At 56.1% G+C, this 11,247-nt stretch carries 9 protein-coding genes and 1 pseudogene; 4 read left to right on the top strand and 6 right to left on the bottom strand.

Annotated elements, in window-relative coordinates; translation table 11 throughout:
• The 4 genes and pseudogenes from HFM78_RS09270 to HFM78_RS09255 all read right to left on the bottom strand — a co-directional run.
• A pseudogene (locus tag HFM78_RS09270) lies at positions 1-186 on the bottom strand (hypothetical protein); the annotation flags it as partial.
• Between the two features lie 162 nt (positions 187-348).
• Complete coding sequence (locus HFM78_RS09265; RefSeq protein ID WP_287129158.1) at positions 349-2,274, bottom strand: S9 family peptidase; 1,926 nt, start codon at positions 2,272-2,274, stop codon at positions 349-351.
• A 119-nt stretch (positions 2,275-2,393) separates the two neighbouring features.
• Positions 2,394-2,714 carry a hypothetical protein gene (locus tag HFM78_RS09260; RefSeq protein WP_287129157.1) on the bottom strand — a complete coding sequence of 107 codons (321 nt, stop codon included), beginning with the start codon at positions 2,712-2,714 and terminating at the stop codon, positions 2,394-2,396.
• A gap of 65 nt (positions 2,715-2,779) precedes the next feature.
• Positions 2,780-4,522 (bottom strand): ABC transporter ATP-binding protein, encoded by a 1,743-nt coding sequence (locus HFM78_RS09255; RefSeq protein WP_287129156.1) that lies wholly within the window; start codon positions 4,520-4,522, stop codon positions 2,780-2,782.
• A 241-nt stretch (positions 4,523-4,763) separates the two neighbouring features.
• Here HFM78_RS09255 and HFM78_RS09250 point away from each other — a divergent pair, with 241 nt between their 5' ends.
• Positions 4,764-6,962, top strand: coding sequence for an FG-GAP-like repeat-containing protein (locus HFM78_RS09250; RefSeq protein ID WP_287129155.1), 2,199 nt, complete (start codon positions 4,764-4,766; stop codon positions 6,960-6,962).
• Here the strand turns inward: HFM78_RS09250 and HFM78_RS09245 are convergent.
• A complete protein-coding gene (locus HFM78_RS09245) occupies positions 6,959-7,273 on the bottom strand; it encodes a 2Fe-2S iron-sulfur cluster-binding protein (RefSeq protein WP_287129154.1) in 315 nt (104 codons plus the stop codon). The genes HFM78_RS09250 and HFM78_RS09245 overlap by 4 nt on opposite strands.
• Before the next feature lie 224 nt (positions 7,274-7,497).
• On the opposite strand from HFM78_RS09245, the gene HFM78_RS09240 reads away from it, so the two are divergent.
• From HFM78_RS09240 to HFM78_RS09230, 3 genes are all read left to right on the top strand, one after another.
• Positions 7,498-8,613 (top strand): aldo/keto reductase, encoded by a 1,116-nt coding sequence (locus tag HFM78_RS09240; protein ID WP_287129153.1) that lies wholly within the window; start codon positions 7,498-7,500, stop codon positions 8,611-8,613.
• 298 nt (positions 8,614-8,911) lie between these two features.
• Positions 8,912-9,589 (top strand): response regulator transcription factor, encoded by a 678-nt coding sequence (locus HFM78_RS09235; protein WP_287129152.1) that lies wholly within the window; start codon positions 8,912-8,914, stop codon positions 9,587-9,589.
• Positions 9,590-9,660: 71 nt separating this feature from the next.
• The gene (locus tag HFM78_RS09230; protein WP_287129151.1) at positions 9,661-10,842 is read left to right on the top strand and encodes a hybrid sensor histidine kinase/response regulator; all 1,182 of its coding nucleotides are present in this window, start codon (positions 9,661-9,663) and stop codon (positions 10,840-10,842) included.
• Between the two features lie 99 nt (positions 10,843-10,941).
• Here the strand turns inward: HFM78_RS09230 and HFM78_RS09225 are convergent.
• Positions 10,942-11,247: ribbon-helix-helix protein, CopG family (locus HFM78_RS09225; protein WP_287129150.1), on the bottom strand; the 306-nt coding region annotated here is incomplete at its 5' end.

Here is an 11,247-nt window from a genome sequence, read left to right as displayed (position 1 = left end):
TAAGCAAGGCTGAGCGCAGAGGCGACCCAAGAGACCGAGGGCGGTGGGCACGGTACGGGGAATAAACAAGAGGTCAATAGCACGGACTTCACTGGTCACCTCCAGCCCAATGGTGGTTTCGCCAAAGGGATCCAGGAGTCCGGCGAGGTACTGTTTGGCGAACTGGTCGTGGTAGGTGCGACTCATGGGCTAAGCGTACCTTGCCCTGATCCCCCTAAATCCCCCTTAAAAAGGGGAACTTGAAGAGTTTGTTGAGTAGGGCGACTCAAATACACTCTATTCCCCCCTTTTCAAGGAATCTCTTCTGCCTTAGTCCCCCACTAGTGGGGCGGAGGGGCCTTCTTAGCCCTAGAGCAGATATTGCTGGATGAAGGCGACGGTAGCGTAGAACTGGAAATCGGCATTTTTCTTTTTGGCGAAACCGTGGCCCTCATCTTTTGCCATCAGGTACCAGACGGGGCTGCCGTTCTGCTTGACCGTTGCCACCATCTGTTCGGCCTCGTTGAGGGGGACGCGGGGATCGTTTTTGCCCTGGACGACGAAGAGGGGTTTGGTGACTTGACGGGCGTTGGTGGTCGGGGAGATCTTAAGCAGGAATTCGCGCATGGCGGGGTCCCGTTCATCGCCGTATTCCACCCGGCGCAGGTCCCGGCGGTAGTCCTCGGTCTTTTCGAGAAAAGTGACGAAGTTGGAGATGCCGACCACATCTAGGGCGCAACGGATGCGCGGGGCGTAGTTGGTGGCGACCGCCAGGGTCATGTAACCGCCGTAACTGCCGCCCGTGACCATCACCCGCTCGGGGTCGAGGTCCGGCTGGGTCTTGAGCCAATCGAGGAGACTGCCGATGTCCTTAACTGAATCCTCGCGCAAAAAGCCGTTGTCCAACTTGAGGAAGGTCTTGCCGTAACCCGCCGAGCCGCGCACATTCGGGAAGACCATCGCGGCCCCCAATTCATTGATGAGATAGTTGTTGCGCCCCAGGAAGCCCGGTCGGTACTGCGCTTCGGGTCCGCCGTGAATATTGATGATGACCGGACGTTTCCCGGTGAAACGGGCCGGGGGACGGTAGAGAAAACCAGAAATCGTTCTGTTGTCAAAGCTGGGCCAGCGGACGAGTTTGGGTTCGACAAAACTCGCGGGGTTGAGACCGCCCGTCTCGCTCTCGGTCCAACGGTCTACTTTGCCTGTGGTGCGGTTCCAGGAATAGACATCGGCGGTGGCCCGGGCGGAGACGATACTCATGCCGAGGTCTTGACTGTTGTTGTGCCACTCAATCCCACTGATGATGCCCACGGGAAGTTTGGGGGCCGGGAGGGGTTTACGGGTGGCGGTGTCCAACAGGTGCAAGACACTCACCCCGTCCTCATTGGTGACAAAGGCCAGGGTTTTGCCATCCTCGGTCAGATCAAAGCTCTCCACATCCCAGGGGATATTCCCCGAGAGGACCACCGGGGCTTGACCCGCCAAGGAGATGTAGCGCAACTGGTTAAACTCACTGCCCTGGTCACTGGTGGTGTAGATGCCCTTGCCGTCCTTGGCAAAGACGACATTCCCGTAGGCCACCTTCTCAATTGCGCCCTTGGGGGTGAGCAGGGTCCGGTCTCCAGTGGCGGTTTCGTATAACCAGAGATAGCTCTCATTAATCGAGACGTATTCCCCAACGATGACTAGGCTCTCGTCCGGGGACCAATCCAAGGGCGACCAACCGCCGCCCTCGACTTGGGCCAGGAGTTTATCGCTTTTGGGGTCTCGGGGGTCCATCAAGTAGAGGTCAGTGTCCTTGCGATTGCGGCGGGTGGAGGTATAGAGGATGCGGTTCGTTTTCGGCGACCAGGTAGCACTGCTATTGCGGGAGGTGCCATCGGTAAGCAGGGTAATCGCCCCGTCCTTGAGGTCATAACGATAGAACTGGGTGAATTCATTGCCGCCCGTATCCTTATCAAAAACAAAGAATTCGGCGGCGCGGGGCGGGTAAGCGGCGGCCTGAATCCGGTCGGGGAAGAAGGTCAACTGCCGACGGTCACCGCCGGGGAACTTGACTTGGTGGACCTGGGCCGTATCGCCAAAACGGGTACTCAGGAGCAATTCGCGCTTGACCGGATGCCACCCCAAGAAGCCCGCCGCCCGGAACTCCGTGTAGCGATTGACCCCTTCGGCTAAGCTCACGGGGAGCGCCGGTATCCCCTCGGTAACTAAATTCTCCGCCGGGGTCAGGGTTTGCGCCAGCAAAGGTTGCATCAGTAGCACCACCATCAGGGCTAAAGCTCGTTTCATTGTTACGCCGGGACACGCTTTGTTTAAAGTACCAGATGAGTGAACTAGGCTGTTTTACAAGCCCAAGCCTTGACACAGAACTACCAACGCGGTGACAACGGTGTAGGTGCCCAGCCAAGTCAGCCGCTGTTCCCCTTGGACCGAGTAGGCCCCCCCAACCACGCCAGAGAACCCATGACAAACCCCACCACGACTAAGAGACTGCCGCCGGTAGTTAGCGTGTTTTGCGCCACTTGAAGACAGGCCAGAGAACCCAAGAAGAGATACTCAATCCCGCCCGGAATCGGCGTGCGAGCATGTTCAAATGACATCTGGAGTTGAAAGAAAAAATAAGGATAAAGCCCCACCAACTGTTTGAAGTTATAGACCAACAAGCTCAAAAAGAGCCACATCAGAGCCGATCCCAGCATTTCTCCGTTCAGGCTAGCCGTGACAAACATCGGAACACACCACAACTTTTGGGTAAGTCTACCCCCTTTGGGTGTGTTTTCAGCTAAAGAAACACTTACGTTAAAACCGATTCCAGTTGATACCGAGTCCAGAGTGCGCCGTACACGCCGCCCTGCCGACTCAATTGCTCGTGGGTCCCCTCTTCGACTAAGCGGCCCTGGTCTAGGACCAAAACCCGGTCAGCGCGAGCGGCAGCACTGAGGCGGTGGGTAACGAAAAGGACCGTTTTGTTACCTTGGGCGGTCAGATTATTGAGGATGTTCTCGGCGGTCTCGTTGTCCACACTGGCTAGGGCATCATCCAGGATTAGGACTGCGCCATCCATCAAGAGGGCACGGGCGAGGGCGACCCGTTGACGTTGGCCCCCGGAGAGGGTGATCCCCCGTTCCCCGACGAGGGTTTCATAGGTTTGGGGGAAGGTCATAATCTCATCGTGGACCCGGGCCAGTTTCGCGACCCTGATCACTTCCGCTAGGGGTAGGTCCGGGCGACCATAGCCGATATTCTCCGCCACCGTTGCGCCAAACAAGAAGCTCTCCTGAGGGACGTAGGCGACTTGGTACCGTAGATCCGTCAGTTTCAGTTGTGTAATATCCTGGTCATCTAGGAAAAGCTGGTTGGGCGAGACTTCTAGGAGCCGACACAAAGCATTGGCGAGGGTGGTTTTCCCGGAGCCGATGGGTCCGACGACAGCGACGACCTCACCGGGTTTGAGATTGAAGCTGAGGTCGGCAAGGGCTGGTTCGGCGCGGCCTGGATAGGTGAAAGTCACATTTTGTGCCCGTACTTCGCCTTTAGCCATGGTCAAGGACTGGGCATTGGGGGCATCGGCAATGGTGGTCGGGGTCGCCAGAATTGCTTCAATCCGCTCCAAGCTCACCTGTCCCCGCTGGAAGGAAGTGAGCGTAAAGCCCAAAAGTGCGGTCGGGAAAACGAGCCGTTCCACATAGACCGTCAGCGCGGTAAAAGCCCCAATCGAGAGCGTCCCCGCCGCCAACCGGGGACCGCCGAGAGCCAATAGGACAATCAAACTCCCGGCAGCGAGTCCACCAAACAGGGGGAAGAGTAGGTTACGGCTGAGGGCCAGCCGGATGTTGTTATCCCGCAGGGCAAAGTTGCGCTCATCAAAGGCGCGGCGTTCATTTTCCTCCTGGGCATAGACTTTGATGAGGGCGATGCCGTTGAGATCCTCTTGGATGAGGTTACTCACATCGCCCAACTTTTCTTGGACCGCCTGTTGTTCATCGCGCAGTCGGTTACTGAAGACCAGAACGACCCCCAACATCAGGGGATAAACCGCCATGGCACCGAGGGCCAGTTGCCAGTCAAGAATGAACATTAAGGGTAGGGTCAGGACATAGGCGAAAAGCGTATTGACAATACTCAAAATGGAGAAACCCAGGAGCCGCCGCACGTTATCTACGTCATTGGTCGAGCGGCTAATCAGGTCTCCAGCTTGATTGGTATTGAAATAGGAAGGGGCCATCGTCAGCAGATGGGCAAAAATTTGTTGTTTCAGCGCAACTTCTACTTCCCGACCCACCCCGAAAATGGCCTGTCGGGAGGCGATACGGATGACCATCATGACGGTACTTAAGGCCAAGAGGATCAAACAGTTGACTAAGAGGGTCTGGGGTTCGATCGCACCATTGAGACTGTCCACGGTTTCCTTGATGCGCCAAGGGATGTAGACACCGAGGAGGTTGGTGGCGAGAAGAGCGATAGTGCCGAAGGCGAGGGCAGAGCCGTGGGGCTTGAGATAACGTAATAACTTGAGCCAGATCGAGGGTTGCGCCATAGGTCCAGTTTACCTTGATCACCCAAAGCCCCACGCCTACCCAATCTACCCTAGACCTAACCTCTCTTCAGAATAGCGACGCGAGATTTTACACTACAGGTCCGACCAGACAAGTAAGGCCCACCCAGTAAGCAGCGATTTTTAGCCGGAAATAGGGGTATTGTATGGGCGGGCCTGTTATCCGCATTACCGACAGTACCCAGATAAACCTGTACACTCCCTTCAACCTCACGACGGCACCATGAACCACTTCATCCGCTCCGGTCTCCTCGCCCTCCTATCCTGCCAAGTCGCCTGGGCCAGCCCAGAAGCCAAACTGACCGCCTCTGACGGGAGTGCCAGTGACTTCCTCGGGACAGCGGTGGCCCTCAGTGGCGAGACCGCCGTGGTTGGCAGTTACCTGAGCAAGGTCGGTGAAAACAATAGCCAAGGTGCAGTTTACATCTATGTCAAGAGTGGTGAGACTTGGACGGAGCAACAAAAACTGACCGCAAGCGACGGGACCCTCGCTGACCGTTTTGGCTATGCCCTAGCCGTGGATGGGGACACGCTCGTGGTAGGAGCTTACGGAGATGACGACTTCAAGGGCTCAGTCTATGTCTTAGTGAGAAGCGGTACTACCTGGGTCGAGCAACAGAAGCTGACCCTAGCGACAGGAATTGCTGGGGACCTCTTTGGAGCGGCGGTGGGGCTGAGTGGCAATACGCTGGTCATCGGGGCCTCTGGTCAAGATGGCTACCGTGGGTCAGCCTACGTATTTGTCAGAAACGGCAATATCTGGAGTCAACAACAGGTCTTGACGGCCCCCGATAGCCTATCTAATGATTCCTTTGGTCAAGCGGTTGCTATCCAAGGCGAGACCATAGCTGTGGGAGCCTACCAGGGGGATGTCAACGGTAGTATCTCCCAAGGGGCGGTCTACGTCTTTGTCAGAAATAGCACCGTCTGGAGCCAACAGCAGAAATTAACAGCGAGCGATGGTACCGCCGGGGATTACTTCGGGTCCGCTGTCGCCCTCAGTGGCGAGACCCTAGCCGTGGGAGCCTACCGCGATGACAACTATAGGGGCGGGGTCTATCTATTTGACCGGAGTGGAGCTGTCTGGACCGAGCAACAAAAACTTACCGCCACCGACAGCGTGGGTTCCGATAACTTTGGGGAGTCCATCGGGCTCAGCGGCAACACCCTGGCGGTGGGTGCCTATGGAGACGGGGAGGCGGGCAAGCGGGACCAGGGTGCGGTCTATGTGTTTGTCCGGCAGGATAGCACTTGGTTTGGGCAACAGAAATTACAGGCGAGTGACGGCAGTAAAGATGACTACTTCGGCTCTGCCGTCGCCCTCGTCGGGGACCAAGTACTCGCCGGGGCCTCAGGGGATGACCTGGGGAGTAATACCAACCAGGGTTCAGCCTACGTAGTCCAGACCCGGCCCGTACCGAGTATCAATAGTTTCAGCCCCGCTACCAGCAGTATCGGTGAAGCTGTGACGCTGACGGGGGTTAACTTGACCGGGACTACCGCCGTGCAGGTCGGGACTGCACCCGCCACTTTCATCGTAGACTCCAACACCCAAATCACCCTGACCGTCCCCTTCACCGCCCGTTCCGGGATCATCACCGTCACCACTCCCCTCGGGACTGGGAGCAGTGCCGCCCTCACTATCCGGCCCTACGCTGTGCGGGTCCCCGGTTGGCAGTTGGCGGGCGCGGCGGACTTCAATGGGGACGAGGAAACCGACTTACTTTGGCGCAATTACACGACCGGAGCCAACGAGGTCTGGTTGATGAACGGGACCAATTACGTCGCTACGGCACCGCTCCAAGAACGCAAGGATACGCGCTGGCAGTTAGTGGGGGCGGCGGACTTTAACGGAGACGCACAACCGGACCTGCTCTGGCGTAACGACAAAACCGGACGCAATTCCATCTGGCAGTTGAATGGGACCACTTTTGTCGCGGAGACCTTCTTGACGAGGGTGAGTGATTTGACTTGGCAATTGGTGGGGGCAGCGGATTTTACCAGCGACGGTCAGCCCGATTTACTCTGGCGTAACTACAGCAGTGGCGAGAACGCCGTCTGGCAGATGAATGGGACTGAGTTAGTCACGGGAATCCTCCTCGACACAGTGACAGACCCCTCTTGGCAACTGACCGGGGCGGCAGATTTTACCAACGATGGACAGACTGACCTGCTCTGGCGTAATTACAGCAGTGGTGAGAACGCTGTTTGGCAGATGAACGGGACGACCTTGGTCATGGGCCTGAGCTTAAACCCAGTGACAGACCTGGCTTGGCAACTAACCGGGGCGGGCAACTTCGCGGGGACGAGTCAGGCCGACCTACTCTGGCGCAACGCCCTCACAGGCGAGGACTACACCTGGGAACTCGCGGGTACCACTTACCTCAATGCGTTCTCTTTGGGCAGCCGTCCCGTCAACTAAATTTCGACGACATCCTGACCCAGCCCCCACAGTCCCCCGTATTTAACCACCCGGATATCCCCCAGCACTTGAGCCTGACAAGCCAAGCGACGGCCCTTCAGGAGCGGCCCACGCAACTTCTCCTGGAGACTCGGCGCACTCAGCGGACCCTGGACCTCAACCGCACAGGTCCCGCAGGTACCGAGCCCCTGACAGTTGAGGACTCGCGTGGGACCGTTGTAGAGCGGGATCTTGTTGTCGAGTAGGACTTGGCGCAGGTTGCTACCCTCAATACAAGTAAGTAATTGCTTCCCAATTTTGATCGTCGGCACAGCCTAGTCCCCAAGTACCCACGCACCATAGGCCAAAGTTTTACAGCAACCCCTATCCCCCAAGGCGGATAAGCGAGGAGGCCACTCCGCGTTAGTTACTGTCCTGTCCGCGCAGGCTGTTGCAGGCAGTGCAAACTACTAACTCCAACGCACAAACCCCCCACTGTAACCAAAGCTCAAACCGTCCCCTCAAGTAGGATTGAGCAGACCCCTAGGAAACCACCGTGCGCTATCGTCGTTTCGGTAAAACTGACCTCAACTTGTCGGTTTTCAGTCTGGGCTGTATGCGCTACCTCAGTTCCGTCGAGAACGCCATTGCCACCGTAGAACAGGCCGTCGCCCAAGGCATCAACCATCTAGAAACCGCCCGTGGCTACGGCGAGAGCGAAAAATACCTCGGGGCCGCCCTCAAACAAATCGGACGCAAGGGCCTCTACATCACCACCAAAGTCACTCCCACCCCCACCGCCGGAGCCATGCGCCGCTGTATTGAGGAGTCCTTGACCCGCTTGGGCCTAGATTACCTAGATAACTTCGACCTCCACGGCATCAACACCCCGGCCCACCTCGCCCTAATCCAAGACCCCCGTGGTTGTATGCAAGCCGTGGACCAAGCCCGCGCCGAGGGACTGATCCGCCACGTCGGATTCTCCACCCACGGACCCTTAGAAGTCATTCTCGCCACCATGAAAACGGGCCTCTTCGCCTCCGTAAATCTCCACTACTACTACTTCAACCAACACAATGCCCCCGCCCTCGCCTTAGCCCAACAGTTAGATATGGGCGTTTTTATCATCTCGCCCACGGATAAGGGCGGTCAACTCTTCAACCCACCCCCGCGCTTAGTCGGACTCTGCCACCCCCAGACCCCCATGGACTGGAATTACCGTTTTTTGTTAAGTGACCCCCGCATCCATACCCTGTCTCTAGGAGCAGCGACCCCCCAGGAAGTATCAATGAACCTAGCCATGGCGGATCAGGATGGTCCGCTCACGACTGAGGAACAAGGAATCCTGGCCCGACTTGACCAGCAGTATCTCACCGTGCCCAATAGCTGTGAACAGTGCTATGCCTGTTTACCCTGCCCCGAGGATATCCAGATCCCCGAGGTCCTCCGGTTGCGTAACTTGGCCCTAGGCTTTGACATGGTGGAATTCGGACAGTACCGCTACGCCATGTTTGAGAACGGGGGGCATTGGTTTCCAGGGCGCAAGGCTAATCACTGTACCGAGTGCGGCGACTGTCTACCCCGTTGTCCCGTCGGCCTCAATATCCCGCAACTTTTGGGTGAAACCCATCAACTGTTACACCAAGGCGAACGCAAACGACTGTGGTCATAGGCCCTAGCCGAGAGATCGGCAAGCTGGACCAGCGTAACGAACCATTCATACATACATAGACGTACGACAAAGTAAATCCACCTAAAGAGAGAGGTAGATTAATTGAATATATTTGATTCCTGCCTTTAAAAAATCAGTTGAGATCAAGCTGAGTAGCTGTGCCTAGGTAGCTCTCGAAAATGTTATTTAACTAATTAAATTGAAAACCTAGAGCTTGCAGTATGGTTAGTGACAAGGGGTAATCAGATGTAGTAAATTCTCTCCAGCAGTCCCGTGTGCACGACGAGTGAGGTACCCCATGCGTATTGTTTTGATTGAGGATCATGACTTAACACGAGCGGGCATGAAACTGACGCTCCGCAAAGAGGGGATTGATGTGGTGGGTGAGGCTGCCAATGGAGAACAAGGACTCGCCATGGTGGGGCAGTATCGCCCGGATATTGCCCTAGTGGATATTGGGCTACCGGATATTGACGGGATTGAAGTGACCAAACAAATCAAGGCGCACTATCCTGAGACCAGAGTGGTTATCTTGACCCTCCAGGACATGGAAGAGACGGTGATGGCGGCTTTCGCGGCAGGGGCTGATTCCTACTGTATGAAGGATATCGGACGTGAGAACCTCTTACTCGCGCTCCAGGTCACCTGTGAAGGCGTTTCCTGGTTAGACCCGACCATCGCCTCCAAAGTTCTTAAACAACTGAAAGCCCCAGACCGCGACCGTCAAGAGACTGTACTCATTCAAGCTGAGGAGACAGAGTTTGCGGATTTACTCGATGCCTATCCGCTCACTAAACGGGAACTCGAAGTCCTAGAGCTCATTGTCCAAGGTTGTAGTAACCAAGCCATTGCCGAGAAGCTCTATGTCACGGTCGGGACAGTCAAGACCCACGTGCGGAATATCTTGAGTAAGCTCTGTGTGGATGACCGCGCCCAAGCCGCAGTCCGGGCTTTGCGCTCTGGGTTGGTTACATAGGTCTATCAAAATGCAGAGGGTGTTGCGAGGAGACTACTTCATGATGGAGCGTATACTTCTTCTTGCTCGCCATGCTGCTCTCCATTGGTCAACGTTTTCAAACCGAAGACAAGTCGGGAGGAATGGCCCCTACCCCTATCCGCTCCCCCTATCCCAGTGAAACCATGATGACTCAACCCGACCGCATCTTAGTGGTGGATGATTTTCCCGATAACATCGCCTTAATTGAGGCGATCTTGCTGCAAGAAGGTTATGAGATTGATACAGCAACCAGTGGGTTAGAGGCTCTGCAAAAAATTCAAGCCTATCCTCCTGCTTTGGTGATGCTGGATGTGATGATGCCGGGACTCAACGGGATTGAAACCACCCGCCGCCTCAAGGCTCAAAAAGAACTCGGTTTCATCCCGGTCCTCCTGATTACGGCCTCCGATAAAACCAACTTAGTCGAGGGCTTGGACGCTGGGGCCGACGAATTCATACGCAAACCCCTGGACCACGATGACCTCTTGGCGCGGGTGCGTTCTCTGCTCAGACTCAAGCACACTTTAGATGAACGGGACTTTATTGCTCGTCAGCGCGAGGATTTTGTTTCGCGGTTGACCCATGACCTAAGGACACCCCTAGTGGCAGCAGACCGGATGTTGCAACTCATCTTAGACGGGGCTTTGGGAGATACTTCCGAGGACTTGGATGAGGCTCTCGTTACCCTGCGCCAGAGTAACCAGCACCTGCTGACGATGACTAACAGCTTGTTGGAAATCTACCGTTATGATGCCGGACGCAAAACTCTCCACTTTGTGGATTTTGATGTGGAGGAGTTATTCCAGGAGGTCTATCGGCAAGTGCGGGGACTGGCGGAGGCCAAGGAAATTGATCTACAACTCAACTTCCACTCCGGCGTGGGGATAATTACGGCTGACCGTCTGGAAGTGCGCCGGATGCTGGAGAATCTCCTAGGCAATGCCCTCAAGTTTACGGATCGTGGCGGTCAAATTGTCGTCGAGACCAAGCCCTACTACGGCGGAATGCAGTTCGCGGTGAGTGACAATGGGCCGGGGGTGGCACCGGCGGATCTGGCGACTTTGTTTGACCGTTTCACCCAAGGTAAACACTTCAAGGGCGGGACGGGCCTGGGTCTACACCATACCCGTCAAATTGTGGAAGCCCACGGGGGCCGGGTCACGGTCCAGAGTGCGTTAGGAGAAGGGGCGACCTTCACGGTTTACCTACCCGCCCGCCCCGGTGAACGCTGAGGTTCTACTTTGGTGGGACTGTCAATTTCTTTGGGTAGACAGGTGTGCGGAGTGATGCTCAAACAGAATCATGAAGCGGCTTAACGCTAGTTGACTATCTTAGCTGGGTCGCGTCCAGTAGCTAGCCACCGGCGGTAACCCCAGGTACAACATTTTGAGGGCAGCCTCGTCGCTGGGGAGCACCTGCTTGGCGGCGAGGCCAAGGGCAGTGCGGATACGGTAGACCAGGAGTGTCAGGATGGTCAATCCAGTGACCGGGAAATTGGGATACAAGCCCCGTCGTTCACGACGGCTTTGATTCGAGAGTCTAACAAGCTCCCTTAGCACATCGTTCAAACTCCTCTCTTTCTTCTCGCAATGCTTAGAAAGCAGTTCGTATTCTTCATCCGAACATCGCAAAGTGAC

The organism is Candidatus Cyanaurora vandensis, assembly GCF_013285555.1.
Classification (GTDB): Bacteria; Cyanobacteriota; Cyanobacteriia; order Gloeobacterales; family Anthocerotibacteraceae; genus Cyanaurora; species Cyanaurora vandensis.
Note: the sequence above shows the minus strand (reverse complement) of the source record. Positions and strands in the feature narration are given on the sequence as shown.

What these genes read in the sequence shown, in the direction of transcription:
- HFM78_RS09265 (WP_287129158.1), bottom strand. Translation starts at nt 2,274, where the DNA reads ATGAAACGAGCTTTAGCCCTGATGGTGGTGCTACTGATGCAACCTTTG.
- HFM78_RS09235 (WP_287129152.1), top strand. Translation starts at nt 8,912, where the DNA reads ATGCGTATTGTTTTGATTGAGGATCATGACTTAACACGAGCGGGCATG.
- HFM78_RS09250 (WP_287129155.1), top strand. Translation starts at nt 4,764, where the DNA reads ATGAACCACTTCATCCGCTCCGGTCTCCTCGCCCTCCTATCCTGCCAA.
- HFM78_RS09260 (WP_287129157.1), bottom strand. Translation starts at nt 2,714, where the DNA reads ATGTTTGTCACGGCTAGCCTGAACGGAGAAATGCTGGGATCGGCTCTG.
- HFM78_RS09230 (WP_287129151.1), top strand. Translation starts at nt 9,661, where the DNA reads ATGCTGCTCTCCATTGGTCAACGTTTTCAAACCGAAGACAAGTCGGGA.
- HFM78_RS09255 (WP_287129156.1), bottom strand. Translation starts at nt 4,522, where the DNA reads ATGGCGCAACCCTCGATCTGGCTCAAGTTATTACGTTATCTCAAGCCC.